Here is a 23,291-nt window from a genome sequence, read left to right as displayed (position 1 = left end):
AGGGGCGTCAGCCTTCGATGGCGACCCAGGCGCCGTCCTTCAGCACGGTGGGGGTGAGTTGCGGAGAGGCCGGGCGGCGGGTCTCCGGATCGAACGAGAGCTTGCCGTAGACGACGCTCGGAACGTCCTTGATCTCCTGGAAGCCCTTGAGGATCCCGGCGCGGTCGGTTCCGCCCTTCTTCGCCGCAGCGACGGCGACGTGCAGGGCGTCGTAGGCGCCGGCCTCGAAGAGGGTGACTTCCTTCTCCTCGGGGTACTTCTTCTTGAAGGCCTTCACGAACGACTGCACCTCCGGCGCGGAGCCGGTCGCCACGAACTCGGTGCCGATCACCGAGCCCGCCGCATCGGGTGTGGCGTCGAAGGACTGCTCATCCTGGCCGCCGTAGAACGTGCCCGTGAAGCCGATCGCACGCAGCTGCGTGACGAGCTTGGCGGCGTCCGGCCCGTAACCGATATGCGCGAACGCCTTCGGGCTGCCGGCGACCGCCTTGGTCAGCGACGGGCGGTAGTCGTCGGAGGTCGGGTCGATCGCCTCGGCGTCGGTGATCTTCAGGCCGATCTTGTCGGCTTCGGCCTTGAACGCCTGGAAGGCGGGGATACCCCAGTCGGCCGTGTTCAAGTAGGTCACGCCGATCGAGTCGACGCCCTGCTTCTTGATGTAGTCGGCGGTCCAGGTGTAGCTCGCGCTCGTGGTGATGGCGCTCGACCACTGGTACTCGGTGCCCTTCGCCGTGAAGTCGGGGTTGGAGTTGTTGAAGCCGTACTGCAGCAGCTTCGCCGAGGAGTAGATCGGAGACGCCGGGATCGACGCCGCAGAGGAGTAGTCGCCGAACACGAGTGAGATCTGCGGGTCGTTCACGAACTTCTGCGCGACGGTCACCGACTGCTTGGGGTCGGACTGCGAGTCCTCGTACTTGAGGGCGACCGGGTGACCGTCGATGCCGCCGTCCTTGTTGACCTCCTCGACGGCGAGGTCGAAGGCCTTCTTGAACTGCTCGCCGTACTGCGCGTACTGGCCGGTCTGCGCGGCGGAGACGCCGAAATAGACGGTGCTGCCGGCCGAGGATCCGCCCGAGGGCCCGTTCGCGGACGCGGAGAGGCTGCATCCGGCGAGCGCGAGAGCTGCGGTCGCCGCCATGAGCCCGGCGAGCGCGATGCGTCGAGTGTTCTTTGCCACGGGGGCCTCCTTCGGGTCGTCGCACCGCGGGTCGGTGCGGTCCGGACGACGCGCTGTGTACGACGCCCGGAATGCGCCGGCGGAACGGGCAGCCGCGGGCGTGTGCCCACACTCACACGGACGCGGTATCGGCTGCCGTTCTGTGTCGCTTTTCGACGCCGCGTGACGACACAGAGAGCCTTGTGTGACGACGCGCGGCAGAGATCAGGGCCGACCGGATCCCTACCGGTCTCCCCGCGAGTACGCTTCGCCCGCGGAAGAACGCTGGGATAGCGTGGCGGCATGAGTGGCTACGACGTGAGCGAGATCGGCGGGATCGACACCTGGGGTGTCGCGGAGGGGACCGGGAAGAGGTTCGTCGACGGGGAGGCGGCCCGATACCTCGGCATGTCGGCGAACGCGACGGATCCGGGCGCGAGCTCGCCCTTCTGGCACCGGCACGACCGTTTCGAGGAGCTCTACGTGTTCCTCGACGGGCGCGGGCAGATGGCGCTCGACGACAACGTGGTCGACGTGCAGGCCGGCACCGTGGTGCGCGTCGCACCCGAGACCTGGCGGGCCGTGCACAGCGCCGCCGACGCTGATCGCCCGCTGAAGTGGCTGTGCCTGCGCGGAGGCGGCGACAGCCTCGCCGCGATCGGGCGCGATGGCGAACTCGACAAGGAGCGGACGTTCCCATGGTCAGCGTGAGCGACGACGTCTCCATCGGGGGCGAGAGCATCCGGCTCGGACAGTTCCTGAAGTTCGCGGGGCTGCTCGACTCGGGCGGCGACGCCAAGGAGGCGATCATCGACGGGTACGTGCGCGTGAACGGCGAGGTGGACCGCCGCCGCGGACGCCAGCTCGCTCATGGCGATCTCGTGACGTACGACGGACGCACGGTGCGCGTCCGTCCCTGACCCCGCCCCGGTCCCTGAGCCTGTCGAAGGGCCCGGAGTCTGCTCGCGGTGCTCGCGGATCTCAGCGCGCCATCCCGAGGAACACCATGAGCAGCCGCTCGACCTCGGTGATCTGATCAGCGGACAGCCGCCCGATCCGCGCATCGACATTCTGACGTCGCACGGTTGTGGCCTTGTCGATCATCACGTCGCTCTCCTTCGTCAGGCCGGAGAGTTCGCCCGGGCGGATGCGGACCCTCAGCAGCGGGGCATCGATCAGGGCGCCGGTCAACGGCAGCACGGTCACGGACGCCGTGCCGGCGAACAGATCATCTTGGAGGATCAGCGCCGGTCGAGGCTTCGACGCGTACACACCGCCGGCGACCGTCCAGAGCTCGCCGCGGATCATTCGTCATCCCAGTCGACCGACACCGCTTCGATGAAGGCCTGGTCCTCCGTCGCCGATGCCGCGCTCGCGGTCAGCGCGGCTTGGCGTCGCGCCTCCGTCGCGAACGACGCACTACGGACGTCGGGCACCCACACCTGTATCGGACGGAAGCCACGCTCTCGCATTCGTCGCCGATACTCACCCACCCGCTCGTTGACGCCCATGTCGCCCATCGTTACATGTAACGGAGGTCGGGGCAATGCCTTGGCCATCATCTCGATACCGCACGTCGGGCTGCGAACGATGACATCGACTGCTGGCGCATTGACATGAGCCCATAGTCCGCGACCGACGCGCGCGTGAGGACGTGATTCACGCCCTTGGTGTGCAACGGGCGGATTTCGCGATCTGTGCGGAACCATCCGTTCTCGCGACGAAGACATGCCTTGGCCACCACCGATCGGTGCCCGACCCTGACCGATCGGTGGATCCCCTGGGTACCGCGCCTGAGGACGCTGGAGACATGAACAAAACACTCCCCCTCCCCGCCGGCCGCACCCTCGAGACCGCCCGCCGCGCAGCCTTCCGTCCCGTGGTCCTCTTCAGCGCGGCCTTCGTCGCCGTCAGCGCCGCCATGATCGCCTACCTCGGCATCGCGAGCGCCGCCCGGGTCGACGTCGACACCGCGATCTGGATCCGCTGCTCCCTCGTGCTCGCAAGCGCGATCGTCGTGCTGGCGATCGCGGTCTCCGCCGCCCGTGGATCCCGCGGCGCCTGGGTGCGCCTGCGGATCGTGAGCCCGATCATCGTCGCCGCGGTCGTCGTGATCGTCTCCATCCCCGGATTCCTCCCCGACTGGGTGCGCCTCGAACAGGCGGTCTGCGGGCTGCTCGTACTCCCGGTCGCGATCCTGGTGAACCTGCCCCGCATGGGCGCTCATTTCCCGAAGACGGCGTAGGGTCGGGCCGTGATGGACTCGCGCTGGCGGAGCGTGCTCGCGATCACCCCGTACGTCGTGCTGGGGCTGCTGGTCGCGTTCGTGGTGCCCGTGCAGTGGGGCCGATGGTCCCAGCTGGGTCCGACGCTGGCGCTTTGCTCGGCCTACGGGCTGTGGGTCCTCGTGATGCGCACCCTGCCGTTCCGCTGGCGTGATCGGTCCGCCGCGATCGCGGTGTTCCTGACCGGTGCGATCGCTCTCAACCTCCTGCTCGTGCTCCGCGAGGGCACGTTCGGGTTCCTCGCGATCGCGACGTTCTCGTTCGCCTACTCGCTCGTGGACTGGCCGTGGGAGCTGCTCCCTGTCGCGGGGACCGCGGTCGTCGCCGGCCTCGCGCAGAGCTCCGCGTTCCGTGCGGATCCGGCCGGCGTCGCGGGGACGATCGCGGTGATCCTGCTGAACGTCGTCGTGATGTGCGGGCTGTCCTTCGGCCTCCATCGGGCCGAGCAGAATCTGCACCGCACCGCCGTGCAGGACGAGCGCGCCCGGCTCGCCCGGGAGATCCACGACACGCTCGCCCAGGGCTTCACGGGCATCATCACGCAGCTGCAGGCGGCCGAGCAGGCCTCCGATGAGGCGATCCGCCGCCGCCACACCGCATCCGCGCTCGCTCTGGCCCGCGACGGACTCGCAGAGGCGCGCCGTTCGGTGCAGGCGCTGCGACCCACCGCGCTCGAGCACACCTCGCTCGCCGATGCCCTCTCCGGCGTCGCGCGCTCGTGGTCGGAGCGCACCGGCGTCCCCGCGGCCGTGACGGTGACCGGCACGGCGCGCCCGCTGCCGACCGAGACCGAGGTCGCGCTGCTGCGCATGGTGCAGGAGTCGCTCGCCAACGTCGAGAAGCACGCCGCGGCGACCAGGGTGACGATCGCGCTTCGGACGGATCCTGCCGGGGTTCACCTCGAGGTGCGGGACGACGGGCGCGGCTTCGACGCCGTCGAGCGCCTGCAGAACACCGCGGCGGGATCCGGCGGCTACGGGCTCATCGCGATGCGCGAGCGGCTGGAGTCGTCCGCCGGCAGTCTCATCGTCGAGGCCCGCCCAGGGCGCGGCACCGTGGTGCGGGCGGAGGTGCCGGCATGAGCGCGCTCACCCTGCTCGTCGTCGACGATCACCCGGTCGTACGGGACGGCATCGTCGGCATGGTCGGATCCGCAGAGGGCATCGAGGTCGTCGGCGAGGCCTCGGACGGTGCCGAGGCGATCGCGCTGGCCGAAGTGCTCGCGCCCGATGTCGTGCTCATGGATCTGCGGATGCCGCGGATGGACGGCGTGGCGGCGCTGCGGGAGTTCGCCCGCCGCGGCATCGCCAGCCGGGTGGTGGTGCTGACCACGTTCGACGCGGACGCCGACGTGCTCCCTGCGATCGCGGCCGGCGCCACCGGGTATCTGCTCAAGGACGCCTCCCGCGATGAGCTGCTGGCGGCGATCCGCGGGGCGGCAGCCGGGAAGACGGTGCTCTCGCCCGAAGTCGCGTCGCGTCTTGTCGGCCGCGTGCGCACCCCGGAGGCGAGCCTGCTCACTCCGCGCGAGCTCGAGATCCTGGGCCTCGTCGCCGATGGCGCGACCAATCGCGCCGCCGGAGACCGCCTGCACGTGAGCGAGGGCACGGTCAAGACGCACCTGCTCAGCATCTACGCCAAGCTCGGCGTCGGCGATCGAGCCTCGGCGGTGGCCGAGGGGTTCCGGCGCGGGCTTTTGGACACGACGCGCTGACCACCTCATCGGGACCGCAGGCGACTGATAGCGTTCGGCAGTATCTCGATCGCCGTCGAACGCGAGGACCCTATGAGCGACCCCCAGCCTCCCGCCGTCCCTCAGCCGGAGCCTCAGTACGGCGCTCCCGCTTTTCCGCCGCCACCGCCGTCGATTCCGTACGGCGCCGACGGGTACGCGCACCCGGGTGCTCAGGCCGCGCACCCCGGCGCCCCGGTCTCTTATCCCGTCGCGCCGGTGATGCAACCGGGAATCTGGATGCCGGCGGCGACCACCGTCCGCCCGCTGCGCAGCATCGGCGCGGCGACCCGCATCCTGATCGCGGTGTATGCGGTCCTGTCGCTGGTGACCGTGCTCACCGATGGCTGGGGCATCATGACGCTCGATGCGTACAGCAGCGGATCGGTCGGAGCGGAAGCGCTCAACGTGTACGACGGGATCTCCGTTCCTCTCAGCTTCGTCTCCGCCGGCGTGCTGATCGCGGCCGGGATCTGCTGGGCCATCTGGCAGTACCGAGCCGCCGTGTCCGTCCCGCCGGGCAGTCTGCGCCGCCGGCCCGGCTGGCACGCTTCATCCTGGTTCGTCCCGGTCGTGTCTTTGTTCTTCCCGTTCCAGAACATCTCCGACCTCGCGCGCAGTAGCCGTGCGGAGCTGACCGGCGGGGTGAGGGGCACCTGGTGGACGCTCTGGATTGCGGCCAATCTGGTGACCGGGATCGCAGGTCAGGTCGCGTCGGCGGCGAAGACGATTCCCGGGCTGACCGGTGCCCTGGCGGGTTCCATGCTGGGCGACCTGCTCGTGGTCGGAGCCGCGGTGTTCGCCTGGATCATCGTCGCGCGCATCACCGATGCCATCGACCCGAAGCGACGCTGAGCGAGCACTCCGCCCCCTCCCGACCGGCCGCTCTAGTCTTCCCGGCTCCCCTCGACCGCCGCGAGCGCGTCTCGTGCACCGCGCGTCGGGGCGATCCGCACGAGTGCGCGATAGAGCCGCAGCAGGGCGGCCCGGTCCGTCACTCCCGTGCGGACCCTGTCGCAGTGCACGGATTGGATCGCCGCCTCGAGCTGGAACCGCCCCGGTTCCCGTCCCTCGCCGACGCCGCTCAGCCGCGCCGCCCGGTGCAGCAGCGCCTCGCCCTCCGCGATGAGATCGCGGTCCCACAGGGCCGGGTCCTGTTCGTCCAGCGCGGGCCAGGGATCGCCGATGCGAGCGGGCGCCCGGGACTGGGCGAGCGTGAGCAAGGCCGCCAGCCCCCACGCCTCCGGGTCCGTGTCGAGCAGGGTGGCGGTGAGCACGGCGAGCCAGCGCGCCTCATCGGCGAGCGACGTGCGCACATCGTCGTGCCGGTCCAGCCAGTCCAGAGCGTAGGCGCCGTAGATCGCCTCGAGCACGGCCGCGGTGCGGGCCGGCATATCGGCGCGCCCGGGAAGGGCGAAGGGGATCCCGGCGTCGCGGATCTTGCGCTTGGCCCGCACGAGGCGCTGCGCCATGGCCGAGGGCTCGACGTCGAAGGCGCGCGCCACCTGGGCGGCGTCGAACCCGAGCACGGCCTGCAACATGAGCGGCGTGCGGATGCTCTGGTCGATCGCCGGGTGCGCGCACGCGAAGAGCAGTTCCAAGCGCCGATCCGGGATCGCCTCGCCCCGCTCCACGAGGGCGGCGACGTCGATGCCGGCATCCGCCTCGTCCCCGCGCGCGTCGTCGAGCGGGGCACTCGAGCGGCGTGCCGCGGAGCCCCACACGTCGCGCAATCTGTTGCGGGCCACGGTGAGCAGCCATCCTTCCGGGTTGTCCGGCACGCCGGTATCGGGCCAGGTGCGCAGGGCGCGCTCGAGGGCGTCCGCGAGGCAGTCCTCGGCGAGCGCGAGATCCCGGCTTCCGGCCACGAGGAGCGCCACGAGCCGGCCGTAGGAGGTGCGGACCGCGCGCTCGGCGGCCGTCCGCGCCTCCTCAGCCGTACTCATGTCGCCTCCTGGCGTTCTCGGATCCGGCGGATCTTCCGCGGGTGCGCGGCGATGGACGTCGCGGCCCTGAGGCGCCTACTGGACCGGCGAGGCACCCTGCCACGCGCCGTCCGCGAAACGTGTGGCGACGGGACGCACCTCCACCGCGCCCCACGCCACCGACGGCGCCTTCGTCGCCCACGCGATCGCGGCGTCGAGGTCGTCCACCTCGATCACGAAGCTGCCGCCGAGTTGCTCCTTGGTGTCGGCGAAGGGCCCGTCCTGGACGACGGGCTGCCCCTCGCGCACCCGCACGGTCGTGGTCGCGGTCGACGGGTGCAGCACTTCGGCGCTGCGCAGGATGCCCGCCTCGTCCAGGGCCTTGGCATAGACGTCGAAGGCGCGCATGCCCTCGGCGAGCACCTCCGGCCCGAGGTCCTCGGCGCTCATCTCGGGGTACTGCAGTAGAAGCGTGTAACGCATGATCCGTCCTTTCCTAGGTATCGACATCATGGTGACGATCGAAGGATCCGCCGATCGACATCCTCCTCCACGGCGCCGCGGATCGGGAGGGCGAGAATCACTCCCCGCGCGTCTCGGCCGGCATCGATTCCAGGAGATCGTGCAGCAGCCCCGATGCGGCGAGGAGTGCGATGCTGCGGCGGGTGAGCTCCGCGAGCCGCTGCTGCAGGATCCGCTGCGCGTCGCCGGGGTCGCCGTGCGCGCGCACCTCCTGGAGGATGGTCCGGATCGCAGGGATCCCGTATCCGCCGGCACGGAGGGCCGCCGCCGTCCTTGCCTCGGTCACGGCGAGCGCGCCGTAGATACGGGCACCCGACCCCTCGGATCGGGACGTGCGGACGAGTTCCTCTCGCTCCCAGTGCCGGAGCGCGGAGGCCCGCACGCCGAGGGCCTGCGCGAGCACGCCGATCGTCATGGCGTCGCGGTCGTCGAACTCCTCCGCTGCCTCGGCCAGCACGGTGTCCAGGCCGTGGAGCGCGTCGTGCACCCTGCGTCGCTCGAGGGCGATGTCGGCGTGCAGCTGGTCGATGCGGGAGGCCGCGTCCTCGATCGGACCGGCCGTGAGGGCCGGCAGGACGGTCCGCGCCGCGACCGGACCGATCGCCGCGGCCAGCGCGCGATACGCACGGGCCGCAATCACGTGACGGGCGTCGTAGCGGCGATAGCCGTTGGCGGCGCGTAGTGCGGGCGGGAGGACGCCGAGGCGCTCGAGATCTCGGACCTGCTGCGCGGAGTAGCCGGCAAGCCGTGCGACGTCCGCGGTGGACAAGACCTCTGGAGGGTTGGGAGCACGCAATCCTGATGATTCCAGCTCTTCTAGCCGCATGAGTCCACATAAGCACGTCAACCTCACGATGGAGGGATGGAGATGCAGCAGATCGTGGATCATGTCAGGACGTTCGACGGTGTCCTCGTCCTCGCCCCCGGAAGCCGGAGGCCCTTTCCCGGAGATCGCGTGGGGCGACGCGTTCTTCTACTACGCGCCCGACGGCGCCGTGCCGGAGCGCACCCAGCCCTACGGCACGATCGTCACGAAGGATTATCCCGACGACCGGGCCTCTGCGCTGGATGCGCCCGATCGCTTCCGGCTCAACATCCATGTCGGCCGGGAGCGGGCCGCGCAGCTTCCGCTCGGAGAGGATCCGGCCGCGGCTGACGCCCTCGCGCGGCACCCGCAGTACGGCGACGCGGGGTGGGTGAGCGTGGTGAACCCAGGATCCCGGACCGCGGAGCGGGTTCTCGCGCTGCTGCGCGAGGCGCACGAGGCCGCACGCGCCCGCACCGAGCGCCGCGATCGGGGTGGGCGATGACCCGGGCGCTCTCCGCGCAGACGTTGTCCGAGGAGGACCGGCGGCTCGTCGCGGAGTGGGCCGCGACCTGCGCCGAGCATGTGCTGCCGCTCTTCGAGGCGGAGGCGCCGGACGACGCTCGCCCTCACGACGCGATCGCCCGGGCGCGCGCCTTCTCCCGCGGCGAGCTCGACGCGGCGGGCGAGATCAGGCGCCGGTTCGTCGCCGGCCGGGCCGCACAGTCCGCGTCCTCCTCCGGGGCGGTTTCCGCCGCCCGCGCCGCCGCGCAGGCAGCCGGCGTCGCGCACATGGGAGCGCATGCCCTGGGAGCTGCGGCCTACGCCGCACGCGCGGCCGGCGCGGCCGGCGCCGCCGAGGATCGGGCGGCGGCGATCGAGGCGGAGCTCGCCTGGCAGCGCGACCGAATGTCCGAGGAGGTCGCCGAGGCTCTGCGTCGGCTCCCTCCCGTCGGATCGGACCGTGCAGGCCCGCTCGGGCAGGGGTTGCTCGCCGCCGGCGAGCTCGGGTCGATCATCCGCGCACTCCAGGCGCCCCTCGGCTGAGCGCGTGACTCAAAGCCTTCCGAGCACGTCCGACGGATCCGCGTCGAGTGCAAGCATCTCCAGGACTTCGAGCAGCTGACGCTCCTCGTAGGCGAAGTGGTTCTCCATGATCGCTCCGACGCCGTCGAGGTGGCGGTCGAGATCATCCGGAGGAGCCCCGCTCGCCGCGGCGGCAGCGAGCGCCGTGAGCAGCACGTCGATCATCGCGTGATCCTCCGTGAGCGTTCGCAGCACAGGGGCCAGCCCCGGATGCGCGGCCTCGATCGCCGGGAAGAGGGCACGGTCCTCACCCCGGTGGTGCTGGTCGAGGGCCGTGCAGAACCCGCGGCAGTACAGGAGCAGGTCGCGACCCGGCGTCTGCGGATCCGCTGAACGCATGCCGTCGCGCACGACGCGAAGGGCCTCCCGCAGCCGCGCGTGCGCCTGGCGAAGTTCGTTGCTCCAGGCGATCAGCCTGGTCGTCTCGCGCTCAGTCACGCGACAGCGAAGAGTGGGACGAGCGCATCGTCACGCTCCTTCAATCCGGCGCCTCCATGCCTGACACGGTCTGCCACCGGCACGCGACGCTCCGGGCAGTGTAGCCCGACCGCGGGCGTAGGGTGACAGCCAAGCCACCGGACGCAGAGGAGATGCGATGTTCGGAGAGAAACGACGCGAGGAGAAGCGCGAGGAAGCGGCACTCGCGGAGGCGAAGGAGCAGGCGGCCGCCGCGGTCGAGGAGAGCGAGACGGATGACGCCTCGTTCGAGCCCGACGAGGCGCTCGAACAGCAGGAGGAGCCGGACAGCGGCGACATCCGGAAGTAGGACCCGCTCAGCCGGAGGCCGCAGACCCCGGCGCCGGCGCCGACCCCGGCGGCACATCGTCGAGGAAGTCGACCGTGGGCACGAAGAAGAGCGATCCGGTGCGCGCGGTGGAGAAGTCCAGGATCCGGTCGGTGTTGCCGGGCGGATCGCCGAGGAACATGTTCCGGAGCATCCGCTCGATCACATCCGGATCCGCCGCGTAGCCGATGAAGTAGGTGCCGAACAGATCACTGCCGAGCTCGCCGAAGGGCATGTTGCTGCGCAGGATCTGGCGTTCGGTGCCGTCCGGGTCGACGATCGTGTTGAGGTGCACGTGCGAGTCGATCGGCTTCACGGCATCGGGCATCTCGATGTCCTCGAGCTTGCTGCGCCCGATCACCCGCTCCTGCTCGTGCACGGAGAGTTCACTCCATGACGACAGATCGTGCGTGTACTTCTGCACGATGACGTAGCTGCCGCCGGCGAAGTCCGGATCCTCGTCGCCGACGAGCACCGCCGCCGCAGCCGCGGATCCCTCCGGATTCTCCGTGCCGTCGACGAAACCGAGCAGATCGCGCTCATCGAAGTACTTGAACCCGTGCGTCTCGTCGACGACGTCAGCGTGGCCACGGAGGCGGGCCACGACCTGGCGGCACACTTCGAAACAGACGTCCATGTGGTGCGCGCGCACGTGCAGCAACAGATCCCCCGGCGTTGCGGGAGCGATGTGGCGCGGGCCGTGCAGCGCCTCGAACGGATGCAGCGCCTTCGGTCGCGGCGAGCCGAACATCCGGTCCCAGAGCAGCGCACCGATGCCGAGCACGGTGTCGAGGTGGTCAGTGGGCGTGCGGAACGACACCGAACGGGTGATCCCGGACAGATCCGCGAGCAGATCACGGACCACTTCCTCGCCGCCTTCGCGCACCGTGAGCACGAGGAAGAGGGCGGCGCGGGCGGGCGGGGCGACGACCTGCTGCGTGACCACTGGATCTGTCCCCTCCGCGCGCGTTCGCGGCGCACGGTCAGCCTGTCATGGGCACGAGTCCGCATCAAGCGCGGGTCGCCTGTTTCGGCTCCCGCAGTCGATCGCACGAAGCGTCACAGGGCGCGGCTGAGGTGTCGACCGGTGGTGAGACCCGTGAACAGGCAGCCTCCAAGGAAAGTTCCTTCCAGGGCGTTGTAGCCGTGAGCGCCGCCGCCCCCGAATCCCGCCGCTTCGCCAACGGCGAAGAGCCCGCCGATCAGACGCCCGTGGTTTCCGAGCACTTGACCGTTCAGATCGGTCTGCAGTCCCCCGAGCGTCTTGCGGGTGATCGTGTGGAGTTTGACTGCGACGAGAGGTCCCGCCTTCGGATCGAGGATCCGGTGCGGCGCAGCGACTCTGGTCAGGCGATCGCCCCGGTACTTGCGGGCATTGCGCATCCCCATGACCTGCGCATCTTTCGAGAACGGATTGGCCAGCTGGGAGTCGCGCTGGGCGATCACCTCGGCGACGGCGGAGGATTCCAGCAGCGGCGTCCGCGTGAGCCTGTTCATATGGCCGACCAGCTCATCGACGCTCGGCGCCGTGACGAAGTCCTCGCCGCGATCCAGGAACGCCTGGACCGGTCCGGGCGGCCTCGAGCCCAGTCGGCTCGCTGCGAGACGGAGCAGGCTGCGGGAGGTGATATCCGGATTCTGCTCGGATCCTGAGAGCGCGAACTCCTTGGCGAGGATGCGCCTGGTGGCGATGAACCACGAATGGTCGTATTCGGCGATCAGCGGTTCGGTGCGCAGGTGACGGAGCGTGGCGAGGGTGTCGTACCCCGGGAGCGCGGGATTCGGCAGCCTTCGCCCGATGGCGTCGAGCCACACGGACGATGGGCCGGGGAGGATTCTGATCCCGTGGTCGGGCCAGATCGGGTCGAAGTTGCGCACGCCCTCGGTGTAGTGCCACATGCGGTCCTTGTTGACGATGCGGGCACCGGCTTCCTCCGCGATGGAGTGCATGCGGCCGTCGACGTACGCGGGCACCCCTGTGATCATCGACCGGGGCGGGGCTCCCATCGACGGTGGCCAGTACTCGCGGACGAGATCATGGTTGGCGCCGATGCCTCCGGTGGCGATCACCACGGCTTGAGCGGTGAGGCGGAACGTCCCGGTGACGGCGCGGGAGGATCTCGCCCCGCGCGCTGCGGCATCGTGCACCAGAGTGCTGCCGGCGACACCGACGCAGGCTCCGTCGTGGACGATGAGCTCGTCGACGCGGTGACGATTCTTCAGCGTCAGGAGGCCCTGGTTCGCCGCCCGCCGGGCGCGGCGGGCGAAGGGCTCGCTCACGCCGGTTCCCGTGCCCCAGGGCACATGGAAGCGGGGCACGGAGTTGCCGTGACCCGCGGCCCTCAGGCTGCCTCTCTCCGCCCATCCGACCATCGGGGTAAGAGAGATCCCACGAGAGCGGATGAACGACCTCATGCCGCCTGCGGCGAACTCGACGAAGGCTCGCCCCCATTCGCGTGCCCAGCGGTCCTGGGCGTGATCCCCATCGACTCGATCCCAGGCGGCGCTTCCCGTCCAGTCCTGCCAAGCGAGGTCCGCGGAGTCTCGGATACCGAGCCGGCGTTGCTCAGGGCTGTCCACGAGGAAGAGACCACCGAAGGACCAGAACGCCTGCCCACCGAGGTTCCTCAGGTTCTCCTGGTCCAGGAGGATCACGCGCTTCCGGGCCCGGGCCAGTTCATCCGCCACGACGAGACCGGACAGCCCCGCTCCGACCACGATCACGTCCGCGTCCATCAGCGGACCCCCTTGACGCGCGAAACGGGGATCACCGCAGCCGCCGCGCAGAGTGCGCCGAGGGGGAAGAGCATCTCGTAGCCGCCGCTCAGAACGACGACCATCGCCGCGAGAGAAGGCGCGAGGATCTGAGGGAGAGTGGCGGCCATGTTGACGACACCGATGTCCTTCCCGAAGCTTTCCTTGTCGGGCAGCACCTCGGTGATCAACGCCGTGTCGACGGCCTGGAAGCATCCGTAGCCCATCCCGCCGATTCCGGCCATGAGGAGCATCCCGAGCGTCGTGGGCACGAACAGCGGGATGAGCAGCGCACCGGCCACCACGAGGCCGGAGACGATCACGAAGATCTTCCGCCGCCCGACCCGGTCGGACAGCCGCCCGGCGATCATCGTGGTCGACAGGAGCCCGGCAATGGCCAGAGCTCCCAGGACCGGGAGGACTCTCACGGCGTCGGCGCCCAGCCCGATGTAGTCCTGCAGCACGTAGAGCTTGTAGCCGAACACGACGTTGTAGCCCGTGTACATCATCAGGCGACCCGTGAAGGCCCACGCGAAGTCCGGATGCCGGACCGGGTTCACCCAGAACGTTCCCAGCAACCTCCGCAGAGCGAGCGGACGCCGTTGCTCGGACGCGGTCGACTGCTCCCGGTTCACGGCGACGAACACGCCGATCCCGAGCAGCGCGACGCCCGCGAGGAGCCAGTACGCGAGCGGGATGTTCGCGGACATCGCCGAACCGAAGATCTGCCCGCCCATGGACCCGAGCATCATGCCCATCCCGACGCCGGCCGCGAACACCCCTCGTACTGCTCTGGGGACCCGGTCGGGCAGAACGGCGCTGAGCGGACCCTGCGCGAAGTTGAATCCGATGATGATGCAGACCCAACCGACGGCGAGCTGTGCGAGCGTGTCGGCCGCGGACATCCCGATCAGAGATAGACCGCCGACAAGGGCGCCGAGGACGATCCAGGGCGTGCGCTTCCCGAATCTGCTTCGCGTGTGGTCGGACAGCACCCCGGCGATCGGCTGCGACAGCAGCGATACCATGCCGCCGACCGTCGTGATCAACGCGAGATGCGCGACCTTGTCGACCTCCCCCAGTCGCTGGACCTGCAACGCCAGGAGCACCGAGGGCACAGCGCCCCAGACGAGATTGATGACGAAGTTCGCCGTGGGCAGGGAGACGAGCAGCCGTCGCAGGGGACCGCGGATCCCGGCGGCGCCATCAGCGGCGCCGCCGGGAACAGCTGCCACGCCGGTCGGCGCGTCGAGATCCAGGTGGACGGGAGGAGCGGACGGATCCGCCCCCGGCCGGGGAGTGGAGATCATGGCAACTTCCTCGTTGCGTGAGCGATCGGAGTGTGTCTGATGCGTCAGACGGCGTCGGATCGCAGGAACTGCTGATACCAGCGGTAACTGCTCTTCGGTGTGCGGACGAGCGTGTCGAAGTCGACGTGCACGAGTCCGAACCGCTGCGCATAGCCTTCGGCCCATTCGAAGTTGTCCAGCAGGGACCAATGGAAGTAGCCGCCCACGTCTACGCCCTCGCGCTGAGCCTGGCGCAGGGCGGCCAGATGGGACCTCAAGAACTCGACGCGTCCGCGATCGTCGACGACACCGCTCTCGGACGGCCCCACGCCCGACGAGGTCCCGTTCTCCGTGATGTAGACGGGGGGAAGAGCATCGCCGTAGCGAACCTTGAGATCGGTGAGGAGCTGCGTGAGTCCCTCCGGGACCACCGGCCAGCCGAAGTCACTGTACGCCTCCGCTTCCGTGGGGAGCACGGAGAACGGCAGCCCCTCCGGCAGCGGCGCATCGCCGTGGGGGATGCGGTCTGACAGACCCGGCGCACCCACGGTCGTCGGGTGGTAGTAGTTCACGCCATACCAGTCGAGCTTCTGGAAGATCGTGGAGAGGTCGTCCCCCCGATGCGCAAGAAGATCCCCGAGCTCCTCGGGCCAGTTCCCGATCAGGAGCGGATCGGAGAACAGCCGGTTGTGCAGTGCGTCGTAGTAAGCGGCGCCGCGACGCGACGCGTCATCGTCAGCCGCAGCCCAGATCGGCGAGTGAGCCATTGCGATGCCCACTTCGAGCCCACCGCGCGCGGCGCGCAGCGCCTGTACGCCGCGACCGTGCGCGAGAAGCTGATTGGCCGCGACATCGACGGCGGCCAATCCGATCCGCTGGCCCGGCGCGTGCAGGCCGACGCCGTATCCGAGGAACGTCAGCGCGCTGGGCTCGTTCAGCGTCATCCAGCGATCGATGCGATCCCCGAACGTCTCGGCCATCACGGCCGCGTACTCGGCGAAACGGTCCGCGATCGCACGGTTCCGCCACCCTCCGGCCTCCTCGATCCATTGCGGCGTATCCCAGTGGAAGAGCGTCGGCACCGGCGCGATACCCGCTTCGAGCAGCCCGTCCACGAGCTTCTCGTAGAAGTCCAGACCGGCTCGGTTCACGACGCCGGAGTCGTCCGGCTGGATCCTCGACCAGGCGAACGAGAGCCGGTAGTCAGTCACGCCCAGCTCGCGCATCAGTGCGACGTCCTCGGGGAACCGATGGAAGTGATCGCACGCGACATCAGCCGTGTCTCCGTTGCGGACCCGCCCCGGTTGATGGCTGAAGACGTCCCACGCGCTCGGGCCGCGCCCGCCGTCCCGCACTCCGCCCTCGATCTGGAACGCAGCGGTCGCCACACCCCATCGGAACGCATCACCGAAGTCTTCTCGGACGAGAGCCTCACCCATGATCGCCGCCATCGCCGCTCGCTTCATCATGAGCTAACCATACACAAAGTCAGCCAGCTCGCGAGCCAAGCTTCCACTCCTCGGTATCGTTGGCATCGTGGCAACAACCGCACGGGGAGAACGCTCAGGCACGGAGACGCGCCGCCGCATCGTGGGCGCCGCTCGCGTGGCGTTCGCGCGTCGGGGAATACACGCGACGACTCTCGAGGAGATCGCACGAGAGGCAGGCGTGTCCCGTCCGGGATTGCTGCATCATTTCGGCTCCAAGCACCAGCTGCTCGCCGCCGTCTTCGAACGCCAGAGTCACGATCAGCTTCAGGCCTGGCTTCCCCCGGGCGTCTCCCTTCCGGACGATCTCAATGAGATCGACCCGGACTCCCCGTCCTACCCGGACATCGATTTCGCGGCGGCTCTGCAGATCGCCGAGAAGGTCGCACAGGCCAACGCGGACGGTCCGGATAACGTCAGGCTCACCCACCTGAGTGCCCTCGATCCCGCCGGATCCGAGACTCTTGCCGCCGACTGGGCGCGCACGAGACATCAGCGGGTGCGGAAGCTCGTCGCGGCCTCGGTCCGTCGCAGCATCAGCAACGGCACGATCCGCCCGGATGTGAATCCGGACGACATCGGCACGATGGTGGTCACCGCCTTCGAGGGTCTCGAGACACAGTGGCTCGTCGATCCGGACTTCGACATGGCCGCACACTTCAAGAACTTCACCGCGCTTCTCAGCCGCGCCCTGTCCCGCTGAGAGGCGGCCCGGTCCGCGAACGCGACGGAGGACGACGGCCAGGGCGAACGGCACGCCGCGCGCCCTCTCCATGCATGCCCATTCAACTGGCCATACACTAAGTCAGTTCATTCCTGCATGACGACAGGGTGTATGGGGAGGTCGGCAATGGGGATTGCCAACAACGTCGGCGAGGTCATGCGCCTGTTCGGGAAAGACGGGGAGTATCCCCTCGCCGTGCTGCGATGTCGCAGCGTGCTGGCGACGCGGCACGCTGTCGCCGCGGGCTCTGAATGGTGCTGGAGCCCGCAGCCGGCGGATGGCGAGGAGTTGGCGGCGTTGCTGCTCCCCGTCGCGCCGCTCCTGATCAGGAGCGCCGACGGCACCGAGCACGAGGCCCTCCCCGGGACGATGTACTTCTTTCATCCGCATCGCAGCACCCGGATCGCGTTCACGACCCCGTCGATCGTCGTGTGCGCGTGGGTGCCGTGGAGCGCACTGAAGGAGATCGAAACCGGCATGCACGCACCGGGCGAGCGCATCGGGGTGAGTGCACTCGGACGCGGAATGCGCGCGTTCCTGTCGTCGCTTTTCGCCCCGCCGTCCGAACAGACGCTGTACACCGACCACGTCCTGGAACGGCTGATCGCGGAGATGGTCTTCGGGGTCCTCGTCGAGGCCGCGCCGCGCATGCAGGCGGAGCGCAAGGAGCAGTGGGGAATCGATCGAGCTCGCACACTCATGCTCATGCGCCGCTCCGATCGCGACTTCGATGTCGCCGCGCTGGCGCGTGAGATGCATGTGTCGGTGCGGCAGTTGCAGCGGCTGTTCGCAACCCAGCAAAGCTCCCCGGCCGGAGAGTTGCGCGGGCTGCGCGTCGACCTGGCCCGTGAGCTGATGGGCAACCCCGAGTGCGCACGTCTCGGCATGGACGAGATCGCCGCGCATTCAGGCTTCCGTGACGGAGCGGCTCTGCGTCGCGCGTTCGCCCTGGCGGGCCTGCCGTCCCCGCGAGAGGTGCGCAAGCACAAGGCCCACTGAGTCCTGCGCTCCGCCGCGTCCTCGGACGAGCCGATACCTGCCGCCGTGTACGAGAATGGGATTCGAACTACGTCGCTAGGAAGTCCGTGAACTCTTCTCGCAACACCCTGGGTGTGTACATCCGGGCTCGGCGCAACGTCACCCACCCCGAGGACGTCGGACTCATCAGGCAGCAGGGACGGCGCGTCACCGGGCTCCGCCGTCAGGAGGTCGCGGAACTCGCCGGCATCAGCGCCGAGTACTACCTGCGCATCGAGCAGGGACGCATCGGCCGCCCGTCCGAGCAGGTCCTCTCGTCACTCGCCCGCGCGCTCCGCCTCGACGACGACGCGATCGCGCACATGCACCGCCTCATCGCAGGCCAGCCCCACCGCCAGGACACCCCCGATCCCGGTGTCGCCGAACGGCTCGCCCGCACGTTGTCGCGCTGGTACCGCACGCCGGCCTACATCTCCGACCCGCATCGGGACATCGTCGCCACCAACGCCCTGGCCGCCGCGCTGGGCCATGGCGGGCTCGCGATCGGAGCCAACCAGGTGGTGGCCCTCTTCAACGCACGCATGAAGAGCACCCTCGTGGAGTGGGAGGCGATGGCCCGCTCCGCCGTCGCCACCCTGCGCCGGGATGCGGATCCGGATTCGCCACGGCTGGCCGAACTGGTGGAGCTGCTCTCTGCCGACCCGGACTTCGCCCGCATCTGGAGGCGGCACGACGTCTCGGGCCCTGAGGACACGACCTTCCACATCGCCATCGAGGGTTTCGGCGACGTCGCCATCGACGCGCACAACTTCGCCGTGCGGAGCCAACCCGGCTATCAGCTCACGGTGCTCTCCGCGCCTCCCGGAGGGATCGCGGAGACGCTCTTCGCCGGCCTCGCCGCAGCGGTGCCGCTCACGACGGATCCGACGCCCGGGAACCCGGCGGCGCGCGCGGCGCGCATCGGAGGGTAGTACTACGCGGGCCTCTCTCCCCCGCCCGCGAGCGGCATAGCGTGTGTGTCGCGGCCGCGCGGCGACCTCGTCGCCGTCCCGAGCCGCGCCCCTCCCCCAGGAAAGGACACACGATGCCCTACATCACCACGCCCGACGGCACCGAGATCTACTACACCGAGCTCGGCGAGGGCCGTCCCGTCATCTTCAGCCACGGCTGGCCGCTGAACTCGGACGCCTGGCAGAAGGAAATGAAGATCTTCGCCGATGCCGGGTACCGCGCCATCGCGCACGACCGCCGCGGCCACGGCCGCTCATCGCGCACCTACCGCGGCAACGACATGGACACCTACGTGGCCGATCTGGCCTCGCTGGCCGAGCAGCTGGATCTGCAGGACATCCTGCTCGTCGGGCACTCGACGGGCGGCGGAGAAGTCGTCCGCTACGCGGCCACCCGTGGCGCCGGCCGCGTGTCCAAGGTCGCGACGGCCGGAGCGGTCCCGCCGATCATGCTTCAGTCCGCGACGAATCCCGAGGGCACCCCGCTGGAGGTGTTCGACGGCATCCGCGAGGGCGTGCTCAACGACCGCTCGCAGTTCTACAAGGACCTCGCCGAGTCCTTCTTCGGCTTCAACCACCAGCCGGAGAAGCGTTCGCAGGGCCTCGTCGACGACTTCCAGCGCCAGGGCATGATGGCCGGCCTCAACGCCGCGTACGACTGCGTGAAGGTCTTCTCCGAGACCGACTTCACCAAGGATCTCGAGGCTCTCGACGTCCCGATCCTCCTCGCCCACGGCGACGACGACCAGATCGTCCCCATCGCCGCTGCGGCGGAGAAGGCGATCTCGCTGGTCTCGCAGGGCACGCTCAAGGTGTACGCCGGCGCCTCCCACGGGATCTGGGGCGACTACCAGGTCGCCCTGGACGACGACATCCTCGCGTTCTTCGCGGAGTGACGCGGCAGCGGCGGGGGTCCTAAGACCCCCGCCGCTCCGTCCGGCGCGCTCAGCCGTTGGCCACCGGGGCCTCCGCCGCTGCGACGCGCACGAGCATCTTGCCCGTGTTCGCCCCGCGCATCATGTCGAGGAAGGCGTCGACAGTGTTCTCGATGCCGTCGACGATCGTCTCGTCGTAGGCGATCTCCCCTGCGGCGAACCACGCCGCCATCTTCTCCTGGAACTCGGGCGCGAGGCCGAGATAGGTCGCGAGGGTGAACCCCTTGAGGGTCAGGGCCCGGGTGATGATGTTGGCCAGATTGTCCGGTCCCGGAGCACGATCAGTGGTGTTGTAGCCGGCGATCGCGCCGCACAGCGCCGCCCGGCCGCCGTCGTTGAACGCGTCGAGCGCAGCCTCGAGGTGATCCCCGCCCACGTTGTCGAAGAACACGTCGATGCCCTCGGGTGCGGCGGCTGCGAGCTGGCCGCGCACGTCGCCATCCTTGTAGTTGAAGGCGACGTCGTAGCCGTACTTCTCCGTCAGCAGGGCGACCTTCTCCGGCGTGCCCGCCGAGCCGATGACGCGTCCGGCGCCGAGGAGCTTCGCGATCTGTCCGACGGCTGTGCCCACCGCGCCGGCGGCACCGGAGACGAACACGGTGTCGCCCGGCTTCAGTCCCGCGATCGCGGTGAGCCCGACGTACGCGGTGAGCCCGGTCATCCCGAGGATGTGCAGGCGCAGTGACGCCGGGACTCCCTGCGCCTCAGGCATCGTGCGGAAAGTGGATGCGTCGGCCTGAACGATGTCGGCCCAGCCGTGCTGGTGCAGCACCAGGGCGCCGACCGGCAGCTCAGGAGCGTTCGACTCGACGACCCGGCCGATCGCACCGCCTGCGATCGTCTCACCGAGAGCGAACGGCGGAACGTAGCTGCGCACGTCGTTCATGCGGCCGCGCATGTACGGGTCGACGGAGACGAACTCGTTGCGCACGCGTACCTCGCCCGCGGCGGGCGCCCCGTACGTCACCTCCGCGGTCTGGAAGTCGGCAGGCGTCGGCCACCCGACGGGACGCTTCGCGAGCTGGATCTGGGTGCTTCGGGCAGTGGACATGGAACTCCTTTGTGAGGGATTGAGTGTTGCCGACCGGATCGGTCAGAGCACGAGGCCGATCGCCAGGACGATGACCGCGACCGCAGGGATCACGCCCTGCTTCAGCGCCGCGCCTCGCTTGTCAGGGCTGGACAGCAGCAGCACGAGCGCGGCAGCGGCCATCGAGCCTGCGCCGACGAACGCGAGCGTGGCGCCGATCACCGGTGCTCCGACTGCGAAGAAGATGAGGCCCGCGAACACCGCGATCGCGAGGAACAGGTTGTAGAACCCCTGGTTGAACGCCATCGACTTCGTCGCCAGTGCTTCCTCCTCACTCATGCCGAATGTCGCGCGCACGCGCGGGGTCGTCCACATCACCGACTCCATGACGAAGATGTAGACGTGCACGAGCGCCGCCGCTCCGGCGAGTATCAGACCTGCGACCACCATGGTGGGACTCCTCTGCGGTAACCTTTTCTGTAACGACCTGTCCAATATATACTAGACCGACCGTTACACAAAAGGAGCACCCATGGCACGCACCCAGAGCTTCGACCGCGACACCGTGGTGCGCGCCGCGCGCACGCTGTTCTGGAGCGTCGGCTTCGAGAGCGCCTCGATCCCGGAGCTCGAGGGCGCGACGGGGCTCAGCCGGTCCAGCATCTACAACGCGTTCGGTTCGAAGCGAGGACTCTTCGACGCCGCCGTCGGGAGCTATCTCGATGAGGTCGTCCGCCCGCGGCTGCGGCCCTTGTCCGGCGAGAACGTCGAACCCGGCGCGATCATCGCGTACCTGCGGGGCCTGCACGACGCTTTCGGCAATCTGAGCTCGATGCCGGCAACGCACGGATGCCTCCTCGTGAACGCCGCCGGTGCGCCGATCGCGCAGGATCCGAAAGTGGCACAAGTGATCGCGGACTATCGCGCCGAGCTCCACGACGCGTTCGCCCGCGGCGTGCAGGCGCACGCGCCGACCCTCGAGCACGGACGCAGCGCCCGCCTGGTCGATACGGTCACGAGCATCGTCGTCGCTGCATTCGCCCTGGCACGGATAGACCCGGGCGAGGCCGCGCGGAGCGTCGCCTCGGCGATCGACCTCGTCATTTTCGAGGCAGAGACCGCCGTCCGCCTCTGAAAGCCGAGCGGCGCGGTCAGGCTCCGGGCGGCCCGTCCAGCACCGTGGGGACGTATTCGAGCAACTGCAGCCGGCCATCGAACGTGCGGGACTCGACGAGGTCGAGACGCACATCGGGGTAGCCGTCGAAGATCCGGTCCTGGCCTGTCGCGCCGGTGATCACAGGGAAGAGCACGACGCGGTACCGGTCGACGAGCCCCGCGTTCAGAAGGGCGCGGCAGAGCGCGATGCTGCCGAGGGTACGCAACGGGCGATCCGACTCCTCCTTCAGCCGTCGCACATAATCGACGGCGTCGTCGCGGACGAGCGTCGAGTTCGCCCAGGTCAGCGGCTCCTCGAGGGTCGAGGAGAACACGTACTTCGGAATCGCGTCGAGTACCCCGACGCCCTCCTCCCCTCCCGCGGCGAACGCCGACATGAGCCGGTACGTCGTCGCCCCCATGAGGATCGGATAATCCTTGTCCGGCGTGGAGCCGAGCCACTCGAAGTACTCGGGACCGCCCATCCCCCACAGGCCGGGCCAGCCCTCTGCGGCGCCGTAGCCGTCGAGGGAGCAGATGAAGTCGATCGTCAGCGTCTGCATGTCTTCTCCTTCAGCTCCGCCGGGCGCCGAGGATCTCCGGTGCGATGCGGAGGTTTCGCGCAGGAGTCTAGGCCGGGAAAGCCCTCAACGGAAGGCATCGCCGGGGTTACGTTCCCCGATCCACGGTGGGGCGGGAGCGCGCGGGCATCAGGTGCTCGAGGGTCGGACCTCTCACCGGCCGTTGCTCGGTTAGCATCTCGGGAGGGACGCCGTCCGCCGACGATCGTGGAGGAACACATGGGCACGTGGGGACCGGGGAACTTCGACGACGACACCGTGGCGGACGGACTGGGCGCGATGACCGATGAGCTCATCGCGAAGATCGCCGAATCGTTCGCGGACGAAGACGACGACACCGAGCTGCAGCCCGACGAGTGGGGCGGATCCATGGTGCCGGCCTGGCTGGAGATCCTCACCGACATCGGATCCGCCGGTCGCGTGGGGGCGACGTTCCCGCCGAGCGTCACCATCGAAGCCTGGGGCGATCGCTACCTCCGTGTCTGGGACGAGTACATCGACGAGCTCGACCCCGATGAGGACTACCGCACCGACCGCCGCCAGGTCCTGGTCGCGACCTTCGACAGAGCTCTGTCGCTCGCCCGGGAGCGCGAGAGCTAGGGCAGCACCTCGTCAGCGAAGTCGCTGCGCGCGAGGCGGCGGGTTACGCTCTCCCGCCGAACATGAGATAACAGAGCCATGCAGATCCCGCGACCGTCCGAGGACTCCAAGGAGTTCTTCCGCGCTGTCATCCCTGACGCGCCCGGCGTCGAGGTCAAGCCGATGTTCGGCAACCTGGGCGCCTTCGTGAACGGCAACATGTTCGCCGGACTCTTCGGCGACGATCTCGGGGTACGCCTCGTCGATGAAGACTCCCTCAGCGCCCTGCGGGCTGTTCCCGGAACCGGCCCGTTCGGCCCGGCGGAGAGGCCGATGGGTGGCTATCTCGCGCTGCCCGCCGAATGGCGGGGCGATCCGGAACGTGCCACGGAATGGGTGTCCGCCGCGCTCGAGCAGGTCGGGCGCCTCCCGGCCAAGCAGCCCAAGACACGTGCTCCGCGGAAGAAGGCCTGA

At 69.2% G+C, this 23,291-nt stretch carries 30 protein-coding genes; 16 read left to right on the top strand and 14 right to left on the bottom strand.

The window, feature by feature from the left end:
- Window positions 1-7: 7 nt before the first annotated feature.
- The gene (locus tag AC1DG4_RS01215; RefSeq protein ID WP_477377670.1) at window positions 8-1,177 is read right to left on the bottom strand and encodes an ABC transporter substrate-binding protein; all 1,170 of its coding nucleotides are present in this window, start codon (window positions 1,175-1,177) and stop codon (window positions 8-10) included.
- 282 nt (window positions 1,178-1,459) lie between these two features.
- Between AC1DG4_RS01215 and AC1DG4_RS01210 the strand changes: the two genes are divergently transcribed.
- Together AC1DG4_RS01210 and AC1DG4_RS01205 are read left to right on the top strand one after the other, a co-directional pair.
- Complete coding sequence (locus AC1DG4_RS01210; protein ID WP_477377671.1) at window positions 1,460-1,867, top strand: cupin domain-containing protein; 408 nt, start codon at window positions 1,460-1,462, stop codon at window positions 1,865-1,867.
- A complete protein-coding gene (locus AC1DG4_RS01205) occupies window positions 1,855-2,076 on the top strand; it encodes an RNA-binding S4 domain-containing protein (RefSeq protein ID WP_477377673.1) in 222 nt (73 codons plus the stop codon). Before AC1DG4_RS01210 ends, AC1DG4_RS01205 begins: the two co-directional genes overlap by 13 nt.
- Before the next feature lie 61 nt (window positions 2,077-2,137).
- Here the strand turns inward: AC1DG4_RS01205 and AC1DG4_RS01200 are convergent, their stop codons facing one another.
- Both AC1DG4_RS01200 and AC1DG4_RS01195 read right to left on the bottom strand, forming a co-directional pair.
- Window positions 2,138-2,464, bottom strand: coding sequence for a type II toxin-antitoxin system PemK/MazF family toxin (locus AC1DG4_RS01200; protein WP_477377675.1), 327 nt, complete (start codon window positions 2,462-2,464; stop codon window positions 2,138-2,140).
- Window positions 2,461-2,667 carry an antitoxin MazE-like protein gene (locus AC1DG4_RS01195; RefSeq protein WP_477377677.1) on the bottom strand — a complete coding sequence of 69 codons (207 nt, stop codon included), beginning with the start codon at window positions 2,665-2,667 and terminating at the stop codon, window positions 2,461-2,463. The genes AC1DG4_RS01200 and AC1DG4_RS01195 overlap by 4 nt, the downstream gene beginning before the upstream one ends.
- Window positions 2,668-2,966: 299 nt before the next feature.
- Between AC1DG4_RS01195 and AC1DG4_RS01190 the strand changes: the two genes are divergently transcribed.
- From AC1DG4_RS01190 to AC1DG4_RS01175, 4 genes are all read left to right on the top strand, one after another.
- Window positions 2,967-3,401, top strand: a complete 435-nt coding sequence (locus AC1DG4_RS01190) for a hypothetical protein (RefSeq protein ID WP_477377680.1) — start codon at window positions 2,967-2,969, stop codon at window positions 3,399-3,401.
- A 12-nt stretch (window positions 3,402-3,413) separates the two neighbouring features.
- On the top strand, window positions 3,414-4,523 hold the full coding sequence (locus AC1DG4_RS01185; RefSeq protein ID WP_477378067.1) for a sensor histidine kinase: 1,110 nt from the start codon (window positions 3,414-3,416) through the stop codon (window positions 4,521-4,523).
- The gene (locus tag AC1DG4_RS01180) at window positions 4,520-5,155 is read left to right on the top strand and encodes a response regulator (RefSeq protein ID WP_477377682.1); all 636 of its coding nucleotides are present in this window, start codon (window positions 4,520-4,522) and stop codon (window positions 5,153-5,155) included. The genes AC1DG4_RS01185 and AC1DG4_RS01180 overlap by 4 nt, the downstream gene beginning before the upstream one ends.
- Before the next feature lie 240 nt (window positions 5,156-5,395).
- The gene (locus tag AC1DG4_RS01175) at window positions 5,396-6,028 is read left to right on the top strand and encodes a DUF4328 domain-containing protein (protein ID WP_477420412.1); all 633 of its coding nucleotides are present in this window, start codon (window positions 5,396-5,398) and stop codon (window positions 6,026-6,028) included.
- A 32-nt stretch (window positions 6,029-6,060) separates the two neighbouring features.
- Here the strand turns inward: AC1DG4_RS01175 and AC1DG4_RS01170 are convergent, their stop codons facing one another.
- The 3 genes from AC1DG4_RS01170 to AC1DG4_RS01160 all read right to left on the bottom strand — a co-directional run bounded on the left by AC1DG4_RS01170 (window position 6,061) and on the right by AC1DG4_RS01160 (window position 8,389).
- A complete protein-coding gene (locus AC1DG4_RS01170) occupies window positions 6,061-7,119 on the bottom strand; it encodes an RNA polymerase sigma factor (RefSeq protein ID WP_477377686.1) in 1,059 nt (352 codons plus the stop codon).
- 75 nt (window positions 7,120-7,194) lie between these two features.
- Window positions 7,195-7,581 carry a YciI family protein gene (locus tag AC1DG4_RS01165; protein WP_477377688.1) on the bottom strand — a complete coding sequence of 129 codons (387 nt, stop codon included), beginning with the start codon at window positions 7,579-7,581 and terminating at the stop codon, window positions 7,195-7,197.
- Between the two features lie 97 nt (window positions 7,582-7,678).
- Complete coding sequence (locus tag AC1DG4_RS01160; protein WP_477377690.1) at window positions 7,679-8,389, bottom strand: MerR family transcriptional regulator; 711 nt, start codon at window positions 8,387-8,389, stop codon at window positions 7,679-7,681.
- Between the two features lie 118 nt (window positions 8,390-8,507).
- Between AC1DG4_RS01160 and AC1DG4_RS01155 the strand changes: the two genes are divergently transcribed.
- Both AC1DG4_RS01155 and AC1DG4_RS01150 read left to right on the top strand, forming a co-directional pair.
- A complete protein-coding gene (locus AC1DG4_RS01155) occupies window positions 8,508-8,930 on the top strand; it encodes a DUF6194 family protein (RefSeq protein WP_477377692.1) in 423 nt (140 codons plus the stop codon).
- Window positions 8,927-9,472 carry a putative immunity protein gene (locus tag AC1DG4_RS01150; protein ID WP_477377694.1) on the top strand — a complete coding sequence of 182 codons (546 nt, stop codon included), beginning with the start codon at window positions 8,927-8,929 and terminating at the stop codon, window positions 9,470-9,472. The genes AC1DG4_RS01155 and AC1DG4_RS01150 overlap by 4 nt, the downstream gene beginning before the upstream one ends.
- Before the next feature lie 9 nt (window positions 9,473-9,481).
- Here the strand turns inward: AC1DG4_RS01150 and AC1DG4_RS01145 are convergent, their stop codons facing one another.
- Window positions 9,482-9,949 (bottom strand): hemerythrin domain-containing protein, encoded by a 468-nt coding sequence (locus AC1DG4_RS01145; protein ID WP_477377696.1) that lies wholly within the window; start codon window positions 9,947-9,949, stop codon window positions 9,482-9,484.
- A 157-nt stretch (window positions 9,950-10,106) separates the two neighbouring features.
- On the opposite strand from AC1DG4_RS01145, the gene AC1DG4_RS01140 reads away from it, so the two are divergent.
- On the top strand, window positions 10,107-10,277 hold the full coding sequence (locus AC1DG4_RS01140; RefSeq protein ID WP_477377698.1) for a hypothetical protein: 171 nt from the start codon (window positions 10,107-10,109) through the stop codon (window positions 10,275-10,277).
- Window positions 10,278-10,284: 7 nt separating this feature from the next.
- On the opposite strand, the gene AC1DG4_RS01135 is transcribed toward AC1DG4_RS01140, so the two are convergent.
- From AC1DG4_RS01135 to AC1DG4_RS01120, 4 genes are all read right to left on the bottom strand, one after another.
- Window positions 10,285-11,241: a Dyp-type peroxidase gene (locus AC1DG4_RS01135; RefSeq protein WP_477377700.1), complete on the bottom strand. Its 957-nt coding sequence runs from the start codon at window positions 11,239-11,241 to the stop codon at window positions 10,285-10,287.
- Window positions 11,242-11,354: 113 nt separating this feature from the next.
- Complete coding sequence (locus tag AC1DG4_RS01130) at window positions 11,355-13,031, bottom strand: FAD-binding dehydrogenase (RefSeq protein ID WP_477377702.1); 1,677 nt, start codon at window positions 13,029-13,031, stop codon at window positions 11,355-11,357.
- Entirely contained in the window at window positions 13,031-14,359 is a 1,329-nt protein-coding gene (locus AC1DG4_RS01125) for an MFS transporter (RefSeq protein WP_477377704.1), read from the bottom strand. The genes AC1DG4_RS01130 and AC1DG4_RS01125 overlap by 1 nt, the downstream gene beginning before the upstream one ends.
- Window positions 14,360-14,403: 44 nt before the next feature.
- The gene (locus tag AC1DG4_RS01120; protein WP_477421029.1) at window positions 14,404-15,807 is read right to left on the bottom strand and encodes a GH1 family beta-glucosidase; all 1,404 of its coding nucleotides are present in this window, start codon (window positions 15,805-15,807) and stop codon (window positions 14,404-14,406) included.
- A 67-nt stretch (window positions 15,808-15,874) separates the two neighbouring features.
- Between AC1DG4_RS01120 and AC1DG4_RS01115 the strand changes: the two genes are divergently transcribed.
- The 4 genes from AC1DG4_RS01115 to AC1DG4_RS01100 all read left to right on the top strand — a co-directional run bounded on the left by AC1DG4_RS01115 (window position 15,875) and on the right by AC1DG4_RS01100 (window position 19,433).
- Window positions 15,875-16,528, top strand: coding sequence for a TetR family transcriptional regulator (locus AC1DG4_RS01115; RefSeq protein WP_477420388.1), 654 nt, complete (start codon window positions 15,875-15,877; stop codon window positions 16,526-16,528).
- 147 nt (window positions 16,529-16,675) lie between these two features.
- Window positions 16,676-17,548, top strand: a complete 873-nt coding sequence (locus AC1DG4_RS01110) for a helix-turn-helix domain-containing protein (RefSeq protein ID WP_477377710.1) — start codon at window positions 16,676-16,678, stop codon at window positions 17,546-17,548.
- Window positions 17,549-17,634: 86 nt separating this feature from the next.
- Window positions 17,635-18,498, top strand: a complete 864-nt coding sequence (locus AC1DG4_RS01105) for a helix-turn-helix transcriptional regulator (RefSeq protein ID WP_477377712.1) — start codon at window positions 17,635-17,637, stop codon at window positions 18,496-18,498.
- Between the two features lie 113 nt (window positions 18,499-18,611).
- Complete coding sequence (locus AC1DG4_RS01100; RefSeq protein ID WP_477377714.1) at window positions 18,612-19,433, top strand: alpha/beta fold hydrolase; 822 nt, start codon at window positions 18,612-18,614, stop codon at window positions 19,431-19,433.
- A 49-nt stretch (window positions 19,434-19,482) separates the two neighbouring features.
- Here AC1DG4_RS01100 and AC1DG4_RS01095 read toward each other — a convergent pair whose 3' ends face one another.
- Complete coding sequence (locus AC1DG4_RS01095) at window positions 19,483-20,523, bottom strand: NADP-dependent oxidoreductase (protein WP_477377716.1); 1,041 nt, start codon at window positions 20,521-20,523, stop codon at window positions 19,483-19,485.
- A 42-nt stretch (window positions 20,524-20,565) separates the two neighbouring features.
- Entirely contained in the window at window positions 20,566-20,952 is a 387-nt protein-coding gene (locus AC1DG4_RS01090; protein ID WP_477377718.1) for a DUF1304 domain-containing protein, read from the bottom strand.
- Between the two features lie 82 nt (window positions 20,953-21,034).
- Between AC1DG4_RS01090 and AC1DG4_RS01085 the strand changes: the two genes are divergently transcribed.
- Entirely contained in the window at window positions 21,035-21,637 is a 603-nt protein-coding gene (locus tag AC1DG4_RS01085; protein ID WP_477377720.1) for a TetR/AcrR family transcriptional regulator, read from the top strand.
- Between the two features lie 16 nt (window positions 21,638-21,653).
- On the opposite strand, the gene AC1DG4_RS01080 is transcribed toward AC1DG4_RS01085, so the two are convergent.
- Complete coding sequence (locus AC1DG4_RS01080; protein WP_477377722.1) at window positions 21,654-22,220, bottom strand: dihydrofolate reductase family protein; 567 nt, start codon at window positions 22,218-22,220, stop codon at window positions 21,654-21,656.
- Between the two features lie 237 nt (window positions 22,221-22,457).
- Between AC1DG4_RS01080 and AC1DG4_RS01075 the strand changes: the two genes are divergently transcribed.
- Together AC1DG4_RS01075 and AC1DG4_RS01070 are read left to right on the top strand one after the other, a co-directional pair.
- Window positions 22,458-22,838 carry a DUF4259 domain-containing protein gene (locus tag AC1DG4_RS01075; RefSeq protein WP_477377724.1) on the top strand — a complete coding sequence of 127 codons (381 nt, stop codon included), beginning with the start codon at window positions 22,458-22,460 and terminating at the stop codon, window positions 22,836-22,838.
- Window positions 22,839-22,916: 78 nt separating this feature from the next.
- The gene (locus AC1DG4_RS01070; protein ID WP_477377726.1) at window positions 22,917-23,291 is read left to right on the top strand and encodes a TfoX/Sxy family protein; all 375 of its coding nucleotides are present in this window, start codon (window positions 22,917-22,919) and stop codon (window positions 23,289-23,291) included.

This window comes from Microbacterium sp. 05N427, assembly GCF_056397105.1.
Note: the sequence above shows the minus strand (reverse complement) of the source record. Positions and strands in the feature narration are given on the sequence as shown.